Source organism: Pirellulaceae bacterium (assembly GCA_029243025.1).
GTDB lineage: Bacteria > Planctomycetota > Planctomycetia > Pirellulales > Pirellulaceae.
This window is the reverse complement of sequence record JAQWSU010000045.1, coordinates 482,153-506,080: the sequence shown is the minus strand read 5'-3', so window position 1 is coordinate 506,080 and position 23,928 is coordinate 482,153. Positions and strand designations below refer to the sequence as shown.

The window sequence follows — 23,928 nt, the reverse complement described above, 5'->3', positions numbered from 1 at the left end:
ATGTCCCACGACGGGCAGCGATCCAAACGGCGGGCGCCAAGCGGTGATCGAGAGTCGCTCATCGATCCTCCCTTGTCCCAAGTGGCAAAGCGGTTGCAGCAAAATCGGCTGATTTTGGATCGCTGGGATTTTGACTTTGCTGGTCAGTCGCCTCAAGCATTGCGGGCCGATATTCGTAACTATTTGCTGACGCAAGCAAGGCAGTACACGGTCCAATATCGCGACGTCAGCTTGCCCTCAGATCGTTCCGCTGATTCACTCTTTGTTGTGACCGGTCATCAGCCCGAGCTTTTTCACGCAGGTGTCTGGTTTAAGAATTTTGTGTTAGATCGAATTGCTCAGCAATCTCAAGCAGTTCCCATTCATCTAATCATCGACAATGACATTCCCAAGACGACTGCGATTCGTATCCCTTCAGGAACAGTAGCCAATCCAACGACTCAGACAATCGCCCTGGAGCGGCCGACAGCTTTCCCCTTCGAAGAACGATTCATTCAAGATGACTTGCTTTATCAGTCGTTTGATCAGCGAGTTTACTCGGCCATTCAAACGCTGGTGCCAGATCCACTGTTGATCGAGAATTGGCAAGAATCGTTAAAGGCAGACGAAGGAGAAAATAATCTCGGCTATCGACTGGCCCGTTTTCGCCATCGGCAGGAAGCGAAGATCGGCCTGCAGACTCTTGAGCTTCCCTTGAGTTCCGTTTGTGATCATTCAACGTTTGATGTCTTGGCTGCAAATTTGTTTTCTCGATTTGAGCAGGTTTATCAGACCTATAATCAGTCGTTGATGGAGCATCGGCTCGTCCATCGCATTCGTAGCCAGGTCCATCCGGTCCCCAATCTAACGCTTCGTGATGATTGGCACGAGTTGCCGTTTTGGATTTGGACCGATTCGAATCCACATCGTCGGGCGTTGTTTGTGCGGCGACATCAAAAGCAATTCGAACTTTCCGACCTCAAAGGCGGTGCCGCTTGGAGACTCGGCGATTGCGAATCAGCGATCGGGAAGCACTTTTCGAAACTCCGCGGTCAAGGTGTCAAGATACGGCCCCGAGCGTTGATCACGACGCTGTTTGCTCGCTTGTTTCTTAGCGATCTGTTTTTGCATGGAATTGGCGGTGGCAACTATGACGAACTTACGGATCTCTTGATTTTGAGACTCTTTCAAGTTGATGCGCCCGGCTATCTGACCGCGACTTCCACCTTGCGATTGCCGATCCAGGGAGTGCGGGTTCCCGCCGTTCCGCCCTCGGAACTGAAGCAGCGTTTGCACGAGTTGCGGTTTCATCCGGAACGCTGTTTACCTTCCAGGTTGCATGAGAACGATCAGGTATCTCGCCTTGTTGCTCAAAAATGTCACTGGATTCAGCAGCAGTTGCCGCGCGGTCAACGCAAACAACGACATGATGAAATTGAAGCGGCGAACTCAGCCCTACGCGTCTTTTTGAAGGAGGACGTAATGGCCATTGAGGCGGAGTTAACGAGGGCGACGCAAGCTCTCCGAAATCAGTCGATTTTGGCCTCTCGGGACTATTCATTCTGTTTGTTTCCTTTGAGTCAGATTCGGGATGGTTTGAGTGAATGCTTGCTATCTGGCGCATAACCATCTAAAAAGGGCTGCGTGGATCCGGTCCAGACGATTTTCTCTTGTGTGTCAGCAGCTCAACCGGAACCCAGGGAAGGATCTGCGAGCCGTTTTCGTGGAAGTGATTGAAGACGGCAACGCAGCGCATTGCACGCGAGTACAGCCGTGGTGTGTCCAGTTCGGGTCGCCCGTGTCTCGCCTGAAATAGGAAGGGATTCGTCACAATGAGTTTGCAGACTTCTTCTATTTTACCTCATCGCGTTGCATTAGCTCATCCCCGCGCTGGACAGCGGTTGTCGACCAGGAGTTTTTCGCGTTCCCGCGAGACTCGCAATCATTCGGGCGTTAGTGTTCAGCCAGCGATTCAAGTTTTGCAGGGACGGGCGGGCGATCACCTGTCAATTCACGCTCTCCTGTTGTCGCTACTGCATTCGCCAAGCGAAGCGGAATTCCAGCTCAATCTTGATCGTCCGGATTACGATCCGTCACAGCGTTTGCTGTTGAAGCATGGTGACGATCTAATTGGTCACATTCGACTCACTCCACGTCTACTGCGACTCCACCAAACTTGGCTTCCGACCTGTGATCTTTCTGAATTTGCTTTGTTGCCAGAGTATGATGCCACGGAGACCCATCGGTCCTGCTTTTTAGCGGCAGCCAAACAACAAGCACTCGATCAGGGTGCCGTATTGCTGACTTCAAGGATGCATGGTGCGGCCGTTTCGGGGGATTCTGGTTGGGTCGCCAATGGCGATGTTTGTTGTCTGGAAGGGTCGCCACGTGATCTGCTTGCTAACTGCGCGGTACAGGTAGAAAGGTCTGCTGATATAAGGCAATTACGAGTGCGACCTTGGCGCTATGTTGAGCAGCAAGCACTCATGGAAATCTACGAAGAAAATACGCGTCAATGTCAGGGGACGCCGTTACGCGAAGATGAATATTGGCACTGGCTGCTGATCCGGCGTGGGTATGACGAAATCCTTGTCGTAGTTTCGGCGGATGCCGAAAACGATGAGCAGGAATCACTGCATCAGCAGGATATTCTTGGATATGCGTTTGTCCGCGGGAGCCACATTGTCGAATTGATGGTCAAGCCGGATCGACCTGAGGCGGCCGTTCGTTTGGTTCAGCGAGTGGCTGCGGATGCGATCGAACGGGACGTGCATCGTATTCGCTTGTTTCAGCCGCCCATCAACAACTCAACGGTTAAGGCTTTACGCCACCTGTTCGGTTTGCAGTCGGACGAGCTTTCGACAAGCCGATCGGTACAAGCTGTCTTTGTCGTTGATCCACGATCGTTGCTGGATCTGATCTGTTTGCATGCTCAAGGTCAGCTTGGAAAACAGTTGGGTGACACAAAGCTTGGGTTGAAGCTGGGTGACGAGTCAGTGATGATTCAAGGAAAAGGACGCCGTGGCTTGCGAATATCGCCAATCAAGGCGGCTCGGAGCCAGATCGTGACAAGTCGAGCTCAGGTGACCTCGCTGCTGCTTGGCGGTGGCTTGGGAGAAAAACATCTTCCCGCTGGCATCCGCTGTGCGACGTCTTCGATTCGAGACACTGCCCGACAGATATTTCAACGCGTCACTTTGTGGCGATCGACACTCGATGATCTGCCGTCTTCAAATTGAGCTGGATAGCCGGCCGCCCGTGTTACAGAAAGATCACAGGGGGGCCCGGGAATCGCTGCGTGGCGAATCCATTCGAGATTTCGACTGTATTCGCGCTGCTCAACTAGGTTTAGACTTGTCGCATGGTCCGCTTCTCTGAGGTTAACGATCCTTCGTGGACCGCCATAAGCCTGGATGACCTTGTCTTGGTAAACGGCGGGTACGGTCTCATCTTGGCGAGAAGTCAAGAAAACGGCCGGACACCGACAAGCTTGTGCGTTTTGAATGCTGCACAATTGAGGCGGTACTTTCCTGGAGATAATCGTAGCGCCGAGCCAAAGATTCCACCAACCGTGTCGCCCCATGATTAGCTGACGCAAGGGAGGCGGGTTTCGTAGAATCAGGCCGGCGACGTCATACTGGCTTGCCAAATGTAAGGCGGACACCGTGCCGAGACTGTTGCCCATGATCACGATCGGACGATCTTGCGCGACAGCCTTGATTTCCGAGTAGACGCAACGCGCTGATTCCGCCAGTGTTTTGAGACTTGCGGTTCCTGAACTGCTGCCGTAGCCCGGAGGGTTCACTGACCATAACTCCGCTCGCAGGTTGGTCCAGTAATCCAGCGGATGATAGGTCGCTCGCTCTGCTCGACCGGCGGTCCCCGAGAATTTGAGAACGAAGACATCAACCTCTTTGGGGCGATTGGTGCCGACGCGTTGCATCCATGTTTCAATGGAGCCACGGCCAAATGGGAGCATCTGGCGGCTTTTTTCGGTCGTCGAGATTGAGTGCTGACTGGGACGCAGAATCAGTCGGTCAGCAATCATCTGTGCGATTACGGTCATCGGGTAAAAAATGTGCCTGCTTCAAATCGGTTTGTGAATCGGTTGTGAGTCAAATCCACCACCTGGGTTCGGTCGGAAAAAAGTCGTTTCGACAACCGAGTCGATCCCCGTCCAAGTTGCGACCGCACGCATGCAGTTCAGCCGATCCGGTGGGGCAGGAAACCAAAGGGACCAAGACGAACCCGTCAGGCCCGATCGTCCCCCAGATCGATTAGCCTACCGAAATCTCCGCAAGTTGGTCAATGGCCAGAGAGCTGGGTGGAAGCTGCTTCGGTCCGACTCAGGGGGGAAAGCGGAAAAAACGGGCTGTTTTTGTCTGTTAGTGGACTCGCTGGCCGGGCAGGGCGCCTTCATCAGCGCCAAGCAAAAATACATCAGAACCTCCTGGTCCCGAGGCAATCACCATTCCTTCACTGGTGCCAAACTTCATTTTTCGGGGAGCTAAATTGGCCACCACGACCACCAGTCGTCCCACGAGCGTTTCGGGCTCGTAAGCTTGTTTGATGCCTGCGAAGACGGTTCGTTGTTCGTCTCCACCGAGGCTGACCGTCAGCTTGAGCAACTTCCTGGCCTCTTCTACGTGTGCTGCTTGAACAATGCGTGCGACACGCAGATCAACTTTCGCAAATTCGTCGATCGTAATCTGTTCGACAAGCGGTTCATCTTTAAGAGGTTGGTCGCTGTCCTGAAACGTATCCGTTGCCCCATCCGATACGTCTTCGGTTTGTTTACTTTCTTCGATCATCTCATGTACCTTTTTGATATCAACACGTTGCATCAAGTGCTTGAATTTCTGGACGGGCGTGCCTGTCAGGGGGGTTTGTGATTGATCCCAACGATGAATCGGATCATTGAGCAATTCACCCGTTTGTTTGGCGAGTTGTGGAAGGACGGGCGTTAGGTAAATCGCCAATTGTCGAAACAGGTTCAAGGCAACCGTACACACCTGTTGCAGTTGATCTTGTTTTTCTGGATCCTTGGCGAGCGCCCAGGGTTCTTGTGACTCGACGTACGGGTTGGCCCTGTCGGCCAGTTCCATGATCAGTCGCATGGCGCGGTTGTAGTCGCAGTTCTCGTAGGCCGCGGCGATTTCTTCACCGGTTTCTGCTGCTTGTCGGAACAGTCCCCCATCGTCTGGGTAGCTTTCGGCGAGTCCCAATTTGTGAGCAAACTTGGCGGTGCGACTTGCCAGATTGACGACCTTTCCCACCAAGTCGGAATTCACCTTGCTTGCGAATTCTTCCAGGTTCAGATCGAGATCGTCAGTTCGAGGTCCTAATTTGGACGCGTAGAAGTAACGCAGGTAGTTGGGGTTGAGATGATTTAAATAAGTCGATGCCATGACGAACGTACCCTGACTTTTAGACATCTTCTCGCCGCCGACGGTCAAAAAACCGTGGATGTGGACTTTGGTCGGCAGGTTGAATCCTGACGATTTGAGCATGCCGGGCCAGAACAGGGTGTGAAAGTAAGTGATATCTTTTCCGATGAAATGGTGGATTTCGGTTTGGTCATTTCGCCACCAGTCGTCAAATTGCTCGCCGTGTTTATCACACCATTGGCGCGTGGAGGCCATGTATCCAATGGGGGCGTCGAACCAAACGTACCAGTAGTTACCGGGGCTGTCGGGAATTTCAAATCCGAAATAAGGTTCGGGGCGCGAAATGTCCCAATCTTTCAGTGACTTACGACCTTCGGCTGATTTGGGATCGCCGAGAAAATGGCCCTTTAGGTAATTCGCCGTTTCCGGTTGCAGGTGATTGTCGGTTTGGGTCCAGGTTTCCAAGAAGTCGTGTAATTGTTCCAATTCGATAAACAAATGAGAAGCCGTTCGAATCTCGGGTGTTGTGCCTGAGAGGCTACTGATTGGATCGATTAATTCTGCCGGTGTGTAGGTGCCGCCGCAAAGGCTGCAGTTGTCGCCCGGTTGGTTCTTGGCTTGGCATTTGGGGTTGGGGCAGGTTCCGCGTACAAAGCGATCAGCCAGGAACGTTCCGGCTTCAACATCATAGAGCTGTTCAACGTCTTTTTCTTTGACAAGTCCCGCATCACGAATCGAGCTCCAGATGGTTTCACACAGTTGGCGATTCTCGGGACTGTTGGTGCTGCCATAGTTATCGAATGAGATATCAAAGCCGGCAAAGTCGCGTTCGTGATGCGCCTGCGTTTCGTCGATCAATTCGGCCTCGCTGCGACCTTCCTGCTTTGCCCGAATCATGATCGCTGTGCCATGCGTATCGTCTGCACAGATATAGATGCAGCGATGGCCCCGCAGGCGTTGGAAACGGACCCAGATGTCGGTTTGGATGTACTCAACCAAATGCCCAATGTGAATCGGACCGTTGGCGTAGGGTAGAGCGGCGGTAACCAAGATTTGGCGTTGATTCGACATGCGTTTCCAATCCAAGCTCCATGTTCAAGCAGAACGAACGCGACATTGTAACGAAGACACGGGGCTCTCGGGAGGGCTCGATGCTTTGACGGTTGAGCGAGTCAAATTCCAACAGAAATGAACCGACTCGGCATGCCAGCTGCTTTTGTTGGAAAAAATTGCGGAGGCTCGCACTTGAGCAAAAGTTGGTTTTTGCGAGAAGTTTGGCAGAAAGAGTCGAAAAAGTGGTGGCATTGCTACCATCAATTGGCAGGATCGACCTTGTAATATTTTCCAATTCGAAGAACATTCCGCGGCGATGGAACGCCGCACGCTTCCTGCTCAACTTTTGAATGGGCAGCTTGCTTACCAAGGAGGGAAAGGATGCTCTCGTTACAGTCGATAATTCTCGCAGCAGCCCTAACGGCCACGGGCGACTTTGAATTAGTTGAGTTTACCGCTAGCTGGTGTGGTCCTTGTCAGTCCATGAAGGGAACGGTTCAGGAAATCCGATCGATGGGCTATAAGGTTCGGACCTTCGATTTCGATGAACGTCAGGATTTGGCTCAGCGATTTGGAGTGACTCAGGTTCCTACCTACCTGGTGGTCGCTAACGGCAAGCCGGTTGACCGCATTGTAGGTGCGGTTCCGTTGGGGCAATTGCTGGCACTGATCAAACGCCATGCGTCTGCTGCCCCATCCTTTGTGGCGCCGACGACTACACGTCCAACGGCCCAACGAAATTCTCGGCCGCCAACAAATCCGCCTGCGAGTACGAGTCGAGGGCAGCGGCCGTCGTTTGAGCAGCTGGCAATGCAGGCGACTGTGCGGCTTCGCATTGAGGATGCCAAGGGGCACTCTTACGGGACTGGGACGATCATTGATATGCATCGCGATCGAAGTTCGATTGATGCGTTGATTCTCACCTGCGGACATGTTTTTCGTGATTCCAAGGGGAAGGGTGAGATTACCGTTGATCTGTTTGCAACTCCAAAGCGAGAGTCGCGTCGTGGAGTTTTGATTCGCTATGATCTTGATCGGGATTTGGCGTTGGTGGGGATCAAGTTGCAAACACCGATACAGCCGGTTCCAGTAGCCGGTTCCGCCTATCGAATTCAACCGGGGCAAACCACGTTTAGTATTGGCTGTAATCACGGTAAGGATCCTTCTGTGATGCGTGGCCAAGTTAAGCAGGTGAATAAATTCCTTGGGCCAGAGAATCTAACCGTTTCCGGCCGCCCGGTGGATGGACGAAGTGGGGGTGGTTTATTCTCCACCGATGGCTATTTGATCGGCGTTTGCAACGCAGCCGATCCCACGAGCGACGAAGGTCTCTACGCCGCCTACCAATCCATTCATTCGAAGCTGGATCAATCCAAGTTGTCGTTTGTCTATCAGTCCCGACCAGAGATCGACCTAGCGGCGCAGGGTCGGGCTGCCGTTCAGCCGGCTACCCATCAAGCCGGCGTGGCTGCGGTGGGTCGAGCACGTCAGCCTAGCACAAGCTCGGCAACCTCCGCTTCACCCGGCTTGTTGTCGCGATCGGCGACTCCGTCGTCGGTTCCATTGGCAATTGCTTCACAGCCGGTCGACGGTCGCGCTGAAGTCATTTGCATCATTCGATCTTCCGGGCAGCCAACCCAAGACCGTTTAATTGTCTTGGATCGACCATCTCGCGATTTTATGGCGAAACTGCAATACGAAGATCGAGAGCATCAAAATCGCAGATTGACGGAATTACGAGTCAACCGTCGCATCGATTCTCGCGGAGGCGATCGTCGCTAAGCGCGTTTCCTCGAGTTCCATCTGAACAACTGGCGTTGCTTTGCCCGGTCGTGTTACGACTTAAGTTGGAACATCCCTTCAATCTCGACGGCAATTCCACCGGGAAGTGCATTCATGCCTACGGCACTACGCGTTCCGACGCCTTCATCGGCACCGAATACTTCCGCCATTAATTCGCTGCAGCCGTTGATGACCGCTGGCTGCGCGCCGAAGTCTGGCGTGCAGTTAACCATTCCCAGCAGCTTGACAACTCTTTCGATGCGGTCGAGCGTGCCTAAATGTGCCTGAAGGGTTGCCAGGATGGCGAGCCCTGTTTGGCGTGCGGCTTGATAGGCTTGCTCCTCGTTCATGTCATCCCCCACACGGCCGCTGATTAAGCTGCCGTCTGATCTCAAGGGACCGTGCCCTGAGACATAACACAGATCACCGATGATCAATGCGGGTTTGTAAACTCCTGCCGGTTTGGGAGCAGGGGGAAGTTCTAATTTGAGTTCGGTGATTTTGGCATCAGCTGACATCGGTTAGGGTCCTTTCCTGAATAAGAAGTAGTGGGTAAGCCGTTGATGGCTGGGGATGTCGAATCCGTCGCTTTTCGTCGGGCCACATCGCTGGCTGGAAGCCGAGCTCCCGACTTGGTTGCTGGCTGGAGCGGTCGCTGGCTGGAGCTTGTGAGGCCCCTACCACGCGTTGTGCGAAGAGGGCCTGCTTCGAATTGGCCAGTCTTGATCTTTGTTTTCCATTTGGCCCATGTTTGCCATTTGCCGAGTGAGGAGGACACAAATTACGCGCGGTGGCCAGTTGACCACGCGACAAGCGGTTATTCCGACGATCAGGCTCGGTCGCCGTCTCGGTCGGTCCATTACGAGTTTGCTCGCCGAAACACTCAGGATATCCCGATTGGGTAGCGGTTACCAGTCAGGCGGCTACGCGCTTCGGCCTCGTTGGCGGTGGGAGGGGGCAAATCAGGTGACTCAATTACCTGCTGCCGACATTCTGCAGAATCCGCAATGGCGGAAAGTCGCGTTTAACGGTCACCCGACGGCAATGCCTGCAGAACAGCCCGGTCGAGGTCCGATCGAGAAGACACGGTCGTCGCCATCGCATCCGGTCTGAGATCTTTTGATCGGCGTTGATTGGTCGTTCCAATTGCCGAAAGGAAATTCCTTTGAGTCCATCTATCAGTGTCATCCTACCCGTTCGTAACTTGCAGTATGTGCTCAGCAACCGCGTTCATCGCATTCTGGAAGTGTTGTCCGATTTAACGACGGAATTCGAAATCCTGATTATGGATTACGGATCCACCGATCTGACGGCCGAAGTCGCCTCGGATTTGGCAACATCGTATCCACAGGTTCGCTTACTCGACCGCTCGGCTATCGGCGAGCCGCTAGCAACGGTAGACGATGGGATTCAGGAAACGGTGGGCGAGTTCATTTTCGTACACGATGCGTCGATGCCGTTTAGTCAACAGACGATGCGTCGACTTTGGGATACACGCGAAGAGAATCGTTCGACAACGCCTCGGTCCCGCAATGCGAGTGGTGTGATGAATCGGGCCTACGCTGGATCCTCTCATCGTGTTGATAGGGGCCAGTCGCTTCATTTGACTCGACGTGGATCCGCACCCAGTGGTTCGCAAGCTGCCTATGCCGATCAACCAATGGCTTTTGACTGTTTCACTCGGAAGGACTTGGCTCGTAAGCCCGGATCGGCGGAGACGATGAGTCCCAATCTGGCAGCGCGACTCCAGCGATTTGTGGCAGGCTAGGTTCCCGGTCATTGAAATACAAAAAATGGCCGCTCGCTTCGAATCCGATGACGGAAGAAGCGAACGGCCCTTGGATCGATTGCTAATTCGACTTGGCGACTGTTTACCGGCGTCGCAACGGATTCGAGCGGCTTGATCGAGTCCGTTGGGTTCGAGCTTGCGTCTGTCGGACTTCAGGGACGTCGAGAGTTGCTTTACTGGATGACTGAGCCGCTGGATCTTGCACGGTCGTCACGGGTCGTGATTTCCGTGTCGTCTTGAATCGCAACGGGTTGCGACCTCGACGCAAATCATCGCTGCCGATGTCAACGGTGGCCGCGACTTGGTCGACCCGCGTGACATCGTGGTGAATCTCTTGTCCCAATTCTCGTGCTACCAGTTGTGGCAAGGGACGAGGTTTCGGTTCCAGGGAAGCAGCCGTTCGCGTGGTTTTTGGTTGACTTGCTGTCTTTCGGCCTGAGCCCGCTCGCTGCTGACGTTGCGAATCGTTCGACAGATCGAGGGAATCGAAATCAAATTCGTCTTCGGTGGATTCGGGTTCTTTCGGTTCGCTTGGTTCCAACGTGTCGTCGTCCGAGGGGCCGAACAAATTGTTGCCATCGGGTATCTCTGGGATTGGCTCCGTGCCGGGAACTCCTGGCTCCGTGCCGGGAACTTCCGAGGGAAGTCCTTCCAGTTCCATTAACCCATTGTTGTCGTTGGGGACGGGGGCGGGCGCGCTGGGTTGCCCGATCGACTGGACACTTGCATCTTCGGCAGTCGCTTCAATCGGCTTTCGTTTGCGAGGAACCTGAACTGCCTCGTCTCTCGAGTTCGGAATGATTGGACTGATCTTGTTCCGATCGGGAATGACAAAGGGATTTAAAGCAGAGGATTTTGCTGCCGCAATTTCTCGTGCGGATTCCTCGGGCCACCTTCGCCAGTTTTCTTGGAAAAATCCGTAGGTCAAGAAATTGGTCGGGCATTGGCCGATGGCACAAGACGCACTTTCTACTGGTGGATTTTTGTGAAATCCGTGTTGACCCGATACCTCCTGGTGACCGACGACGAATGCCGCACTTGCGACCAGGATCAGTTTTCCTGATAGATGTTTAACCATGGGGGCGGTCCTTTTAAGGCACTCGGTGCTATCCGTAAACTTCCGGTTCAAGTGATCCTAGAATGTGAAACTTCCTCGTGGGAACCGTTGTAAGAACTGAATCGTTTGAGCACCGAGCAACGTGAAGCCCATCATGCGTTCGACTGGATTCAGCACTTTTGTAACCAGCGAGTTGACTGCGATAAGTTTGTCTTCAGCGACGAAGATGCGATCGCCTGGAAGGATTTGATAATTCGTACCTGTGGCAGCTCCTCGTGTGATCGCTTGCCAGTCAACGGGTAAGATTTGGTCGCAGCCGTTGTCTTTTGGAGATGGACGGGAGATCCAGAGCCGTTTACTCGAAACCTGCTGCAGGCCGCCAATCTGTGCGATTGCGTCAAGGACGGTTTCATTGCCTGTCACCGGGATTCGCACAACGTTGTCGCCGAAGCCGGCCCCCTCTGTGATGACGTAAAAGAACTTGCTGTTGTAGATGAGCACGTCCACGGACACCTTGGGATGATCAAGGTACTCGGATAACTTGGTTTCGATCGCCAGGCGTGCTTCGTCGACCGTCAAACCAGAAACGTAGACGCTGCCATAAATCCCCAGGTTGATAAAACCATCGGGGCCGATCAGGTGCTCACCAGCAATCTGCTGAACTCCCGATGCTTGAAGAAGCGAAACGGAAACTTGAGGTTGGTCGATTAAGCGTGATAAGTGCCGAGCGATAGCGTCCTGACCTTCTTCAAGCGTTAAGCCGGCAATCTTGACCGAGTCATAAGCGGCTCCCAAGTTCACGCGACCTCCGGAGTCGACTTGGAAGGTCGACGCAATTGGTTGATCAAAGAGTGCGTTTGGCACAATGATCTGCAGGAAGTCGGAGGACTGGATGTAGTACGGATTTCGTGGGAACAAGCGAATCGCTTGAATCACGAGAATGTCTGGCGGAGCCACTCGATATCGAGGCAGGGAAACTTTGGCGAGTTCCGACGGTGGGCTGGTCGCCGGTGGAGGCCCTTCGACCAAGTTGCCATTCTCATCCAGCGTGGCTCCATTCATAATGGGCGCCAAGTCGGGGTGGGCGTTCAATTCGTGCGTCTGCATGCCAAGGTTATCGGTTGGCAAAGCCACGCAGCCGCCCGCTGTCACACAGCTAATCAGTGCTAACAGCAATCCCGCTGAACCCGCCTGCCGCCTGCTTGAGTTTCGATCGGTTGTGCAAGTCGTCTTCATGTTTGCTTTCCTCGTCCGAGGCGCAATCGGAGCCCACCGGACGTGACGATGGATAAGTCTTCCTGACCGCTACAGCCGGAATAATCGACAAACTTTGCCACGATCTTTGCTTTCCTTTTTCGCTTTCGGCGATTTTGTCTAAATATCATCCGACATTCGCTGCATTTGCCCCATTCGCTACCTGTTTGCGGAGCTTAGGGGTTTCGCGATGTTTTTGAGCTCTCTAAATGTTTCGATGCGGTGAGTTGGGGTAAGATGCGTGGTATAGGTATTTCAGGGATCCTCTTTGCAGGGCCGTTCCCAGTCATGATCTGGAAGAAGAGAGCTGGTATTTAGGCCGGTGTGCCGCAACCGAAACGAGCAAAATGCAGGTGACAACCGTACAATGAGGTACGAGACGCCCGCAGTGGAGCTAACCAACTCATTCCCTCGAGATCTCGGCGTTCCCTCTGAGTCCTCCTAGAAGCCCCCAAGCGGGCTTCTTCAGCGAGGAGCACGAGGAAAACCGGCTATTTAGCAAACCCGTCACAGAAAGCCCGTTGGTGAAATCGGTAATCAAAAAGTCATGAAGAAACTGAATATCCCTTTTCTGCTCTTTCTTGTTTTTGGTTCGATGGTGCTTGTCGTTGGTACTCATTTTCTCCACGGGTACCAAATGTCTCGCAATGCGGAGGGTCTTCGGACTCGAGCGGAAAAGGCGGAGGCGGAAGGCAATGTTGATGAGCAGATTCGACTACTTCAGCGATATATGCGTTACCGGCCTGACGACATCGACCAGTTGAAGCGACTGCTTACTGCCGCACGCGATCGAACTTTGTCGGCCGAGACGGTTGATTATCGGGAGCTGATGACACAGTACTTGGCGTTAGAGAAAGCGATTCGCGAATATCCCGGCGACGTCGAACTTCGTCGTCTTGGTTTGGAGTTTGCCTTGCATCGGCAAGTGATGCGAGTGAAGGATGCGATGGACCATCTTGAGCAAATTGAAGCTATTTCATCGCTCAACTCAACCGACAAAGTGACTTACGCGAACTGCTTGGAGGCAAAGAGTAAGCCCGAGGAAGCGATTGCCCTTTTGTGCGAGTTGACAGGCTACGATCGCGCGACGAACAGTTTTGATTTAGAAAAGGCCGCGGATCCCCACGAAATCTCTGCCTACGTCGTGCTGTTGCGAATCCTGGGACGACAGGAGGATCGAGAAGTTGATCTGGACATTGCCTCCACTCTCATGAACCAAATGGTGGAGCAAAATTTGGAAGACGCAGAGGCCTATTTGCAACGGGCGACGTTCTTCCAGCGAAGGTTTGATGGAAAGGAAGGCAAAGAGAAGTCCCTTGCGGACGTCAACAAGGCAATTGAGATCAATCGGAATGAAGCAGAATCATCCGTGCGGGTCATCCTGGTGGCTGCAACAACATTGATGTCAGTCGGTGATCTTGATGCAGCCGGTGTCTTGCTCAACGATGGTTTGGAAAAGCATCCGGATGACCGTCGCATGTACGCTGCATTGGCTGACCTCGCTCAGCGAGAAGGGAATCAGGAAGGTGCCTTGCAGATCCTAAAAGTTGGTTTGAGTAAATTGAAGCTCAATCCGGATCTGATTTACCAACGGGCTGGGCTTGAGCTCGACATGGGCAGAGTGGCAGATTGCAAAGAAGCAATTGACCGTTTACGAGAATCTCGTTTTGATCTTTTTCGGCTGAAATTTCTCGAAGCACGCTTGTTGATGCACGAGAAAAACTTCCAATTAGCAGCGAAGAATCTTGAGCAACTTCGTTCGGTTTCAGGGCGAAATGAGTCGATGAAGCGGCGAATCGATACGAGCTTGCTGATTTGTTACAAAAGTCTTGGATTTAACGACAAGATTGAAGCGATCGCTGATCGTGTGGGTGAAAAGTCAAGCACTGCGATGGCCGAGTTCGCTCAATCGCTCTACGCCCAGGGGCGTTACGACGAATGTTTGAAAATTCTTAACGAGCTTCAGAAGAACAGCGGCGATTTCAATGATGATGGCAGAAGGTTTGTCTACAAGTTGACGCTGGATGCGAGTATCGGAAAAGAACAGAGCAAACCGGAAGCAGCTCGCAACTGGACTTCCGTCGACAAAATGATCGATGTTTGGACGAAGAAGGAGAATTATTCGCCCAGGCAACTCGAAGAATTCAACATCGATATGCTGCGCCGCAAGGGCAAGTTGTCGGAAGCCCGAAGTCGTGCGGAAGCAGCCACACGCAGATATCCCCAGACGGCCCGTTTCTACATGCTGCTTAACAGTCTGACGACGGACGATCAGCAGGGGATGCGAATTCTTGACCAGATTTCACAGCGTTTCGGTGACTCAGCATCTTTACGGGCTGCCAGAGCGACTCGAATCATTCAAGCAAATCCCGAAGATGCGATAGCGCAGCTTGGGAAGCTACTTGAAGGGATCAGTCAATTTCCCTATCGAGAACAAGCAGCCTTGAAGTCGGTTGTTGCGAATAGCTACGCTCGTATCAACGCATACGATCAGGCGATCGCTGTCATGCAGGAAATGTTGGAGGCCAACCAAGACAATCTGGCTCTGCGAACTGCGATTTTTGATTTGGCTCTGCAGGCCGGCAATGACGACCTGATGAAGGAAGTTTTAGGTGACTTGGCCACTCGATCCGGTAAAGAGTCATCCGAATGGCGGATTGCTCAAGCGAGTCGTCTGCTGTGGCTTTATCAGAATGACAAGAAAGAAAAGAATGTCTTGTCTCAGGCACGAGATTTGGTTGAAAAGGCACGTGATGATCGGCCGGACTGGGCGCCAATCTATGAGCTGCAAGCTGACATTTTCATAGAAGAAGCGAATTTCGAGGCAGCCGAGGCTGCGTTGAAGGACGCCTTGGAAAAGCGTCCTGGAAATGTGAAGACCATCACGAAACTTGCCGGAGTCTATCGCAACTTAGGGCGGCAGGCAGAGGCACGGCAACTGATGAGCCAGATACCGGACACTCAAAAAAGTCGTGGCGATGTGATGAAAGGTCTTAAAGTGTTAGCGGCTACTGATCCCAACGCGGCGTTGGCGAAGGCCAAATCCCTGATCCCCGTGGATTCGACGTCCGGTGAGGATCTGGTGCTTTTGGCTGATATCTATAAGCAGGCCGGTGATGAAGATAACGCTCTGAAAACGCTTCGCAACGCAGTTAAAGTGGCTCCCGAAGAATCGAGAACCTGGGTGCGACTGATCGATTTTCTGACCTTCCGTGAGCGAGATTCGGAAGCGAGAGCGGTTCTTGCGGAGTTAGAGGCAAAGGGAACGGGTCCTGAAAAAGTATTGGCACTTGGTCAGGCCAAGGCTTTGCTTGGTGATTATGAAGCGGCGGAGGCGAGTTATGTCAATGCCTTGAAGTTGAATCCCAACGATGATGTCCTCTTACGCAACCTCACTCTGCTTTATCAGGCATCCGGGCAGCGTGCCAAAATGCTCGCGACGCTTGATCGCATTGCCGCAGCGAATAATGTGAGTTCGAAATGGGCACGACGAACAAAGGCTTCGTTCATTGCCGAATCCATGTCTTACAAAGATTTTGTTGCGGCACTTGCCTTACTGGACGAAAACGCAAACGAGAAGGGCGAGCTGAGCGGACAAGATCTGCAAATGTGGTTGCAGTTGTGTGCTCGTCGCCCAGAAGCCTCGTCACGGCAACTGGCTGCAGATCGGCTGACTGAGATTCAGAATAAGCGGAAGTTGAAGACAGGTGAAAAAGCAATCCTTGCCCAGGTCTATAAGACGAGCGGGCGCTGGAAAGATGCCAGGAAAACTATCATGGATGTCTTGGCCGAATCTCCTGACAATCAAGCCTATGTCACCGTATTTGTGCAATGGCTGTTGGAGGAAGGTGAGTTTGCGGACGCAGATAGGTGGGTAAGGAAACTGTCTCCACAATCGACAGAGACGCTTCGCTTTAAGTCGATTTTGCTCGTTCGAAATAATCAATCATCCGACGCTGCCAGAGCTTTGTTGGAAGTTTCCAGTCGGGCGAAACGTCCGACACAAGCTGATACGGTGTCGGCCGTGGCCCTGATCATGGAGGAGTTGGGGCAAATTGAACCCGGATTCTACAAACTGGCAGAAAAGCAGTGGGCTAAGTATGTCAAAATGAGACCGCAGGATTCGCGACGTCTGGTTGAATACTACACACGGGTTCCGCAGGCGGAGCGGCTGGGCGATGCGTTAGGTTTGTGTGAGAAGGAGGTTGCCAAAGCGATCAAAGCCAAGGATGCAAACGCGTTGAAATATTACATGAACGTGGCGCTGCAAGGATTACGAACCAACAAGCAATATGTTGACAGTAATTCAGAGCATTTTGATCGCGTCTCAAAATGGTTTAATGCAGCCAAAAAATATAAAATGGATGACTTGCATTTGGGTTGGATTGAGATCGATTTCCACGACATTCGCGGAGATTTTACAAGACTTGATTCCATGTATCGTGATTTCCTGACTCGTGCGGATGTCACCGACCTCCAGAAAGCAATCATTCGAAACAATCTGGCCTTCCAACTAGCGGTGAATGGCCGAGGCGACGAAGCCGTAGAAGTAATAGGTGATGCGATCGATCAGCTCGGTCCTCGTGCCGATTTCCTTGACACGCGTGCCTTGGCTTATCTTTCTAGCGGCGACTCAGGAAATGCGATTAAGGATCTTTTGTTGGCACTCAAGTCGGGCGATGGGACAGCGCCAATGCACTTTCATTTGGCACTTGCCTACGCAGAAAGCGATAAAGAGAAGGCGGGGATCGAACTGAAAAAGGCACTGGACATGGGGCTGACTGAGGGGAAAGTTTCTCCTGCGGAGGCCAAGCTGTTGACGAGGTTAAAGACGCAACTCAAAGACTATATGCCTCAAAACGAGCCTCAGTTGTAATTTTCGAATCTCGAGAGCTGGGCGGTCAGAATTAGAATTGTCCGTTGCGGATTTCGAAGTGCGTGGGCTTCCCCAAAATTGGCAGGCTACGGGATAGCCAATCAGCGGTCCATTCGATGATGCGTTGTAACGGGACGCGGGGTCGGCCATAGCGGTGATAGGCACGTTCGGCATTATTGAGTAATGCTGTCTCAGCGCTATCGCCCTGAAGTAACAGGGGCCGTCGAAATATTGCTGCGAAAGTCTCGCAGACAGAGGCGACCGAGAAGATCTCATCACCCGCCACGTTGATAATAAATGGCTCGGGGCTGGCGTCAATCAAAGCTGCAATTGCCATCGCGTTCGCATCGGCTTGCCAAATCACGTTCGCAAAACCCATGGTCAAGTCGATAGGCTGGCGTGACAGGACCTGTTGAGCCAGATCAACAAGCACTCCGTACCGCGTCTCGACTGCATAATTCAGTCGAACAATTGTTGTCGGAATGTCGAGCTCTTGGGCATGGTACTCAAAGATGCGTTCTCGACCTAAGGCTGACATGCCGTATTCGCCGACGGGGTTTAAGCTGTCTGATTCTACGGAGCCGCGGCCGTGGGTTGACACAAATGGGTAGACGTTGCCCGTCGAGAATGCCAGGATACGACTCGAACGAAAACGTTGGCACACGCGAGCGGGTAAGAGAACATTCATGGCCCAAGTTCTTGCCGCTTGCCGGTTTGTGCCGAACTTGGTGCCCGTCATGAAAATGATGTTTTTCACTTCGGGAAGTGATTCGACTGCATTTTCAACCCGCAGATCGCAGGTTATCGTCTCAATGCCTGATTCGGCGAGCTGGGTCTTGACTTGCTCAGAAGAGAACCGACTTAAGGCAATGACTCGGCGATTGCGTCCGGCCAGTCGACTCGCTTGCAACAGCATGCGTGCGAGCGATGGTCCCATTTTCCCGCCAGCACCAAGTAGCATGATATCGCCGTCGAGCTTGGACATGGCTGCAATAGCCGCTTCGCTCGGTTCGCTCAGCAGCGTTTCGAGTTGCACCACATCTTGAATCACGCCTGGCAACGATTGGCCCATGGTTTTGACTACCTCGGTTGAAGGTGTCGCGATGGCGGCCTTCGGACGCGGGATCTTGAGCCTTACGTCAGGGGGCTGCATTGAGGAACCTGGCATGTTACCTCGTTTTCAGGCCGTCAGCGAGGTGATAAACTTGCAACCAGCCTGATATTTGTATCCCGCGTTGATAAGCGAAGGAATCCATGCGACAAATCTATCTCGATTACAACGCGACAACGCCTGTCGCGCCCAGTGTTTATGAAGCGATGATTCCATTCTTGACTCGCTATTGTGGAAATCCTTCGAGTCATCATTCCCAAGGACTAATTTGTAACCAGGCGATTGAGGATGCACGCGAGTTGGTGGCGACGATGTTGGGGGCGCAACCGGATGAGCTGTATTTCACGGGGGGCGGAACGGAAAGCAATAATCTAGCCATTCTCGGCGTCAGCCAAGCTGAGGATTCGTTTCGAGGCCATATTGTCATTTCCGCAGTTGAGCATCCGGCCACAACAGAACCGGCCAAGTATTTGGAACGAATGGGTTGTTCCGTTTCAGTTGTGCCAACGAACCAGAATGGCGTGGTTGACCCTCAGGCTGTGGCCGAAGTTCTGCGAGATGACACTGTGTTGGTGAGCATCATGCATGCCAATAATGAAATTGGAACGATTCAACCCATTCAAGAAATATCAAACGTCTGTCGTCAAAGAGGCGTGTTGGTTCACACCGATGCGGCACAGTCGGTCGGTAAAATTCGTACCCAAGTCGATGAACTCGGCGTCGATCTGTTGTCAATCGCCGGCCACAAAGTTTATGCACCGAAAGGCATTGGTGCTCTTTACGTGCGTCGGGGTACACCGTTGCAGCCTGTCTTGCACGGCGCCGGTCACGAAAAAGGACTTCGTCCGGGTACCGAAAACGTGGCTTACATTGTTGGGCTGGGGCAAGCTGCAAATCTGGCCCATTTAGGCCTCGAGGAAAACCAACAGCGATTGACCAGCTTGCGAGAACGCCTGTTCGAGGGCCTACAACGAAGAATCGAAAACCTGACCTATAACGGCCCCGTTACTCAACGTTTGCCAAATACGTTGAGTGTCAACTTTCCGGGTGTTGTCGGTCAGGAATTGCTCGACCGCGTGCCTGACATTTGTGCGTCGACTGGTTCTGCCTGCCACAGCGGTACGACTGCGATGTCCGCCACGTTGGCCGCGATCGGTTTAGATCCCGAAGCGGCACGAGGCACAATTCGCCTGACCTTGGGTTGGACCTCATCAGAAGAAGAAGTAGATAAGGCCGTCGGTTTGTTGCTCCAGAATTGGGAAACGCTCGTCTAGGCCCGATTCACTGGCTGCCAGATCGTGGTGCGGTAGGTTACATGTTGCCTTGTAACGCATGCGCTTGAGCCATTGCGTCTTCGGCCAGCTGAATGTATTCCTGCTTTTGCGTGCCTTGCCAAGCTCGTTGGTAAGTCACGCTCATGGCGGTGAAGTTGAATGCATCCTGAGGATCCAACTCACAGGCCTTTTGCCCATGCTGAACTGCGAGGTCGTGTTTTCCAAGTCGGCCATAAAGCACCGCCAATGCCAGTTGTGACAGCACATGGCTTGGATCGGTTTTCAGTAACTTTTCGAGTTTCTCAATGGCTTCGTCCAGCTTGCCGTCGTCCTTGAGTTTCTCGGCCTCGTTGTACATCTCGTTTACGTTTGACATTCAATGCACCTATCCATAGACGGTTGGCTTAATCGATGCCAGCACCCCGTGTTGGCCTGGCACAAGGGCAGCTAACACTGTCCTCCATTTGAGTTTATCACGTTTCTGTCGATATCGCAGGGGGGATGGAATAGGTGGATTTATCGGTGAAATCGTTTTAACCGTCGCATCGTCACCGTCCGATAACAACTGGGGGCGGTTAACTGATTGCTCGAGAGATCGGTGGAAAAACGTCTTGTGATGGCATCTAGCAGGGGAAAGTCTATGTCCGGCATTCATCCGTCGTCTTACATTGGGCCAAAAGCTTCGGTCGGTGAGGGTGTTGAAATTGGCCCGTTTTGCGTTGTCGAGTCCGGAGCGTCGATTGGTACGGGGTGTGTTCTTGAAAGTCATGTCGTTGTACGCGCTAGCACCCGCATTGGAGAACGTAATTATCTCGCCGAAGGAACCGTATTAGGCGGGCCGGCGCAGCACAAGCAGGGGGGGCTCAAGTCGGGGCGCCTGGATGTGGGCGACGACAACACGTTTCGTGAACATGTGACTGTTCATTGCGGCCTTTCGGAAGAGGGAGTCACAACTATCGGTGACGACAATTTACTGATGGTAAATTCCCACGTCGCCCACGATTGTTTTTTGGCCAACCAGACGATCTTGGCAAACAACGTGATGCTTGCCGGCCACGTGCACGTGGCGGATTCCGCGTTTCTATCAGGCGCCGTGGGAATCCATCAGTTTTGTCGCGTGGGCACGTTTGCCATGGTGGGTGGGCAAGCCCACATCACGAAAGATGTGCCTCCCTATGTGACCGTTGATGGAGTCTCGAGTCTTATCGTCGGCCTGAATGTCGTGGGGCTTCGGCGCGGTGGTTTTGATCGGTCTCAGATCCAGGAACTCAAGGACGGCTATCGCTTAGCGTTTCGCAGCGGGCTTCGATGGGATGATGCAATTTCTGCATTGCGCGAGCGATTCCCAGAGGGTCACTGTTCCTTGTTGGCCGATTTTATGGCGGGAACCAAACGTGGATGCGTCCAGGAGCGACGAATGCCGAAGCCCGCCACGATTCGTTTACACGTGCCGGATGCGAAAGGGAAACAGGCTGAAGAGAGCGAGAAAAAGGCGTCAGCCTGATTCGCAGGATGACGCCTTCGGTGTTTTTGAGTGGGGACGAGTCCCGCTCGCTTACTTGCTGTTCTTCAATGCTGCTTGAGCGGCCGCCAAACGAGCGATCGGTACTCGGAATGGCGAACAGCTAACATAATCGAGTCCCACTAGGTGACAGAATTCGATTGAGGCTGGGTCGCCTCCGTGTTCACCGCAGATGCCACACTTCAGCTTCTTGGCAGTTGATCGACCCTTCTTAACGCCCATCTCAACCAGCTGCCCAACACCGCATGTGTCGAGTGATTGGAACGGGTCTACCGGCAAAAGCTCTTGCTTGAGGTAGTCCGGAAGGAACGTGTTGATGTCATCGCGGCTATAACCAAAGGTCATTTGGGTCAGGTCGTTTGTGCCAAAACTGAAGAAGTCGGCGAACTCGGCCACTTCGTTGGCGGTTAAGGCTGCCCGAGGAATCTCGATCATGGTTCCGATCAGGATGTCCAACTTGCCATTATATTTTTTGGCGGCAATCGTCTTTTCGATTGTCTGTTCCGTCAGTGCACGAAGCGCTTGCAGTTCCGCCGCCGTACCAACGAGTGGAATCATGATTTCCGGGCGGGCATCGATGCGTTTTTTCTTGCAATTGATCATTGCTTCAACGATTGCCGTTACCTGCATCCGCAAGATTTCCGGGTAGGTCACGCTGAGTCGGCAACCGCGGTGCCCGAGCATCGGGTTTTGCTCATGTAGCTGTTGAACCCGACTCTTTAATTTTGCGGTGGTGATGCCGAGTACCTTGGCTAATTCGGCTTGGTTTTTCGCATCATGTGGCAAGAATTCGTGCAGCGGGGGATCAAGCAGTCGTACTGTGACCGGCAGTCCTTTCATCGCCTTGAAAATTCCCTCGAAGTCTCGGCGTTGAAATGGAAGCAGTTTTTTTAGAGCTTTCTCACGATCAGCGACCGTTTCGGCGATGATCATTTCACGCATTGAGCCAATTCGATTTTCCTCGAAGAACATATGTTCAGTTCGACAGAGTCCAATGCCTTGGGCACCAAATTCTCGGGCCCGAGTCGAATCCTTCGGAGTATCGGCATTGGTACGAATGTCTAAGCGGCGGTACTTATCCGACCATTTCATTACCTTGGAAAAGTCTCCGGACAACTTTGGTTGCGTCGTGGCAATCGTCCCATTCATGACTTCACCGGTTGAACCGTCGATCGAGAGTGTGTCGTTGTGATTGAAGGTCTTGCCATTGACCTTAATCTTGCGACTTTTCTCGTCGATCAAGACTTCACCAGCTCCGGCGACGCAACAACGCCCCCAGCCACGCGCGACAACCGCAGCGTGACTCGTCATGCCACCTGTGCTGGTCAGGATTCCAGCCGCTCGGTGCATGCCATCGATGTCTTCAGGGCTGGTTTCTTTGCGAACCAATAAGACCGTTTCGCCCGCATCAGAACGTTTGACCGCTTCTTCGGCAGTGAAAGCCAGTTTTCCGACGGAAGCACCCGGCGACGCAGGCAGTCCGCAAGTGAGAACATCGGCCTTCTTTTTGGCTGCTGGAGCAAAGCTGGGCAACAGGAGTTGAGTTAGGTCACCAGCCGGGATTCGCAGCAAGGCGGTTTTCTCATCGATTAGTTTTTCTTTCACCATATCGCATGCAATTTTGACAGCGGCCGCTCCCGTGCGCTTTCCGTTACGGGTTTGTAGCATGAAAAGCTTGCCGCGTTCGATGGTGAATTCGATGTCTTGCACATCTCGGTAATGTTTTTCCAATACCTTTTTGATGTCCAACAGTTCCTTGTAAACTCTGCGGTTCCATTTGGGCATTTCATCGACAGGTGAAGGTGTTCGAATACCAGCCACCACGTCTTCGCCCTGAGCATTAATCAGAAATTCACCGTAGAATTCATTCTTGCCGGTCGAGGGATCTCGGGTGAAAGCGACTCCTGTACCAGAGTCCTCTCCCATGTTGCCGTATACCATCGACTGAACATTAACCGCGGTCCCTTTTAGTCCTCGGATATTTTCAACTTCTCGATAGCGAATTGCACGGGTCGTGTTCCAACTTGCGAAAACAGCTTTGATCGCAAGCTCAAGTTGCTCATACGGGTTTTGTGGGAAGTCTTGCTTGGCGTGCTTGCGGAAGACTTTCTTGTACTCGTCGCATAGCTGGATCATGCCCTCAACGGGTACCTCATTGTCATCTTTCACTCGATAACGTTGTTTGATCTTGCTGAAGGCAGCTTCGAAGTGTTTGTGGTCGACTTCCATCACGACGTCACCAAACATGTTGATTAGTCGCCGGTAGGCGTCGTAAGCGAACCGTTGATTACCCGTGGCATTGGCAAGGCCGACGACAGAATCATCAGTCAATCCAAGATTAAGAATCGTATTCATCATGCCGGGCATCGAGACAGCCGCCCCGGACCGAACTGAGACGAGTAAGGGATTCTTGTCATTCCCGAATTTCTTGTCGAGCTCTTTTTCTAGTGTGCGGACGGTCTTTTCGACTTGGTCCATCAACTCGCTCGGTAGCTTTTTGCCCCGTTTGTAATAGTCATCGCAGACTTCTGTTGTGATCGTGAAGCCGGGGGGCACGGGTAGTCCGATGCCGGTCATCTCTGCTAGGTTCGTGCCCTTTCCACCCAATAGGTCTTTGCCGGTGGTACGTCCTTCGGTGCGCGTCTTGCCAAAGTAGTAGATCATTTTTTTGGAACGGGATGTCTTTCGTTTGGCCATTCGGTTATTCCTTTGATTGCCGAGCAATTCGATCTGTTTGTTGACTGGATGGGGTGAGTCGGACTCACCACGGCTCCGGCGCTCGCTGACGAGCCAGAATGAATCCGGAAGTTTAACAATGGGCGGTTAGACCGTCAAGGAAGCGAC

The 23,928-nt window shown here is 52.7% G+C and carries 15 protein-coding genes; 7 read left to right on the top strand and 8 right to left on the bottom strand.

What is annotated here, in order from left to right; translation table 11 throughout:
- Positions 1–1,605 (top strand): hypothetical protein, encoded by a 1,605-nt coding sequence (locus P8N76_20920; GenBank protein MDG2384145.1) that lies wholly within the window; start codon positions 1–3, stop codon positions 1,603–1,605.
- Positions 1,606–1,811: 206 nt separating this feature from the next.
- Entirely contained in the window at positions 1,812–3,218 is a 1,407-nt protein-coding gene (locus P8N76_20915) for a hypothetical protein (protein MDG2384144.1), read from the top strand.
- Here the strand turns inward: P8N76_20915 and P8N76_20910 are convergent.
- Positions 3,164–4,045: an alpha/beta fold hydrolase gene (locus tag P8N76_20910; GenBank protein ID MDG2384143.1), complete on the bottom strand. Its 882-nt coding sequence runs from the start codon at positions 4,043–4,045 to the stop codon at positions 3,164–3,166. The genes P8N76_20915 and P8N76_20910 overlap by 55 nt on opposite strands.
- 319 nt (positions 4,046–4,364) lie before the next feature.
- A complete protein-coding gene (metG, locus tag P8N76_20905; protein MDG2384142.1) occupies positions 4,365–6,437 on the bottom strand; it encodes a methionine--tRNA ligase in 2,073 nt (690 codons plus the stop codon).
- 363 nt (positions 6,438–6,800) lie between these two features.
- On the opposite strand from metG, the gene P8N76_20900 reads away from it, so the two are divergent.
- The gene (locus P8N76_20900; protein ID MDG2384141.1) at positions 6,801–8,201 is read left to right on the top strand and encodes a trypsin-like peptidase domain-containing protein; all 1,401 of its coding nucleotides are present in this window, start codon (positions 6,801–6,803) and stop codon (positions 8,199–8,201) included.
- Positions 8,202–8,254: 53 nt separating this feature from the next.
- Here P8N76_20900 and P8N76_20895 read toward each other — a convergent pair whose 3' ends face one another.
- The gene (locus P8N76_20895; protein MDG2384140.1) at positions 8,255–8,719 is read right to left on the bottom strand and encodes a RidA family protein; all 465 of its coding nucleotides are present in this window, start codon (positions 8,717–8,719) and stop codon (positions 8,255–8,257) included.
- 647 nt (positions 8,720–9,366) lie between these two features.
- On the opposite strand from P8N76_20895, the gene P8N76_20890 reads away from it, so the two are divergent.
- Positions 9,367–9,969, top strand: coding sequence for a glycosyltransferase (locus tag P8N76_20890; protein MDG2384139.1), 603 nt, complete (start codon positions 9,367–9,369; stop codon positions 9,967–9,969).
- A gap of 103 nt (positions 9,970–10,072) precedes the next feature.
- On the opposite strand, the gene P8N76_20885 is transcribed toward P8N76_20890, so the two are convergent.
- Together P8N76_20885 and P8N76_20880 are read right to left on the bottom strand one after the other, a co-directional pair.
- Positions 10,073–11,068, bottom strand: a complete 996-nt coding sequence (locus tag P8N76_20885) for a hypothetical protein (protein MDG2384138.1) — start codon at positions 11,066–11,068, stop codon at positions 10,073–10,075.
- Positions 11,069–11,125: 57 nt separating this feature from the next.
- On the bottom strand, positions 11,126–12,283 hold the full coding sequence (locus P8N76_20880) for a polysaccharide biosynthesis/export family protein (GenBank protein ID MDG2384137.1): 1,158 nt from the start codon (positions 12,281–12,283) through the stop codon (positions 11,126–11,128).
- Positions 12,284–12,848: 565 nt separating this feature from the next.
- On the opposite strand from P8N76_20880, the gene P8N76_20875 reads away from it, so the two are divergent.
- Positions 12,849–17,177: a tetratricopeptide repeat protein gene (locus tag P8N76_20875; protein MDG2384136.1), complete on the top strand. Its 4,329-nt coding sequence runs from the start codon at positions 12,849–12,851 to the stop codon at positions 17,175–17,177.
- 31 nt (positions 17,178–17,208) lie between these two features.
- On the opposite strand, the gene P8N76_20870 is transcribed toward P8N76_20875, so the two are convergent.
- Positions 17,209–18,345, bottom strand: coding sequence for an NAD(P)-dependent oxidoreductase (locus tag P8N76_20870; GenBank protein ID MDG2384135.1), 1,137 nt, complete (start codon positions 18,343–18,345; stop codon positions 17,209–17,211).
- Positions 18,346–18,431: 86 nt separating this feature from the next.
- On the opposite strand from P8N76_20870, the gene P8N76_20865 reads away from it, so the two are divergent.
- The gene (locus P8N76_20865; protein ID MDG2384134.1) at positions 18,432–19,562 is read left to right on the top strand and encodes a cysteine desulfurase family protein; all 1,131 of its coding nucleotides are present in this window, start codon (positions 18,432–18,434) and stop codon (positions 19,560–19,562) included.
- A gap of 37 nt (positions 19,563–19,599) precedes the next feature.
- Here the strand turns inward: P8N76_20865 and P8N76_20860 are convergent, their stop codons facing one another.
- Positions 19,600–19,938, bottom strand: coding sequence for a scaffolding protein (locus tag P8N76_20860; GenBank protein MDG2384133.1), 339 nt, complete (start codon positions 19,936–19,938; stop codon positions 19,600–19,602).
- A 264-nt stretch (positions 19,939–20,202) separates the two neighbouring features.
- Between P8N76_20860 and lpxA the strand changes: the two genes are divergently transcribed.
- Positions 20,203–21,066 carry an acyl-ACP--UDP-N-acetylglucosamine O-acyltransferase gene (gene lpxA / locus P8N76_20855; protein MDG2384132.1) on the top strand — a complete coding sequence of 288 codons (864 nt, stop codon included), beginning with the start codon at positions 20,203–20,205 and terminating at the stop codon, positions 21,064–21,066.
- Between the two features lie 51 nt (positions 21,067–21,117).
- Here lpxA and ppdK read toward each other — a convergent pair whose 3' ends face one another.
- The gene (gene ppdK, locus P8N76_20850) at positions 21,118–23,781 is read right to left on the bottom strand and encodes a pyruvate, phosphate dikinase (GenBank protein ID MDG2384131.1); all 2,664 of its coding nucleotides are present in this window, start codon (positions 23,779–23,781) and stop codon (positions 21,118–21,120) included.
- Positions 23,782–23,928: the final 147 nt, after the last annotated feature.

Excerpts from the sequence above, each read along its gene's own strand:
- P8N76_20920 (MDG2384145.1), top strand. The coding sequence starts at position 1 with ATGTCCCACGACGGGCAGCGATCCAAACGGCGGGCGCCAAGCGGTGAT.
- P8N76_20915 (MDG2384144.1), top strand. The coding sequence starts at position 1,812 with ATGAGTTTGCAGACTTCTTCTATTTTACCTCATCGCGTTGCATTAGCT.
- P8N76_20910 (MDG2384143.1), bottom strand. The coding sequence starts at position 4,045 with ATGACCGTAATCGCACAGATGATTGCTGACCGACTGATTCTGCGTCCC.
- metG (MDG2384142.1), bottom strand. The coding sequence starts at position 6,437 with ATGTCGAATCAACGCCAAATCTTGGTTACCGCCGCTCTACCCTACGCC.
- P8N76_20900 (MDG2384141.1), top strand. The coding sequence starts at position 6,801 with ATGCTCTCGTTACAGTCGATAATTCTCGCAGCAGCCCTAACGGCCACG.
- P8N76_20895 (MDG2384140.1), bottom strand. The coding sequence starts at position 8,719 with ATGTCAGCTGATGCCAAAATCACCGAACTCAAATTAGAACTTCCCCCT.
- P8N76_20885 (MDG2384138.1), bottom strand. The coding sequence starts at position 11,068 with ATGGTTAAACATCTATCAGGAAAACTGATCCTGGTCGCAAGTGCGGCA.
- P8N76_20880 (MDG2384137.1), bottom strand. The coding sequence starts at position 12,283 with ATGAAGACGACTTGCACAACCGATCGAAACTCAAGCAGGCGGCAGGCG.
- P8N76_20875 (MDG2384136.1), top strand. The coding sequence starts at position 12,849 with ATGAAGAAACTGAATATCCCTTTTCTGCTCTTTCTTGTTTTTGGTTCG.
- P8N76_20870 (MDG2384135.1), bottom strand. The coding sequence starts at position 18,345 with ATGCCAGGTTCCTCAATGCAGCCCCCTGACGTAAGGCTCAAGATCCCG.
- P8N76_20865 (MDG2384134.1), top strand. The coding sequence starts at position 18,432 with ATGCGACAAATCTATCTCGATTACAACGCGACAACGCCTGTCGCGCCC.
- P8N76_20860 (MDG2384133.1), bottom strand. The coding sequence starts at position 19,938 with ATGTCAAACGTAAACGAGATGTACAACGAGGCCGAGAAACTCAAGGAC.
- lpxA (MDG2384132.1), top strand. The coding sequence starts at position 20,203 with ATGTCCGGCATTCATCCGTCGTCTTACATTGGGCCAAAAGCTTCGGTC.
- ppdK (MDG2384131.1), bottom strand. The coding sequence starts at position 23,781 with ATGGCCAAACGAAAGACATCCCGTTCCAAAAAAATGATCTACTACTTT.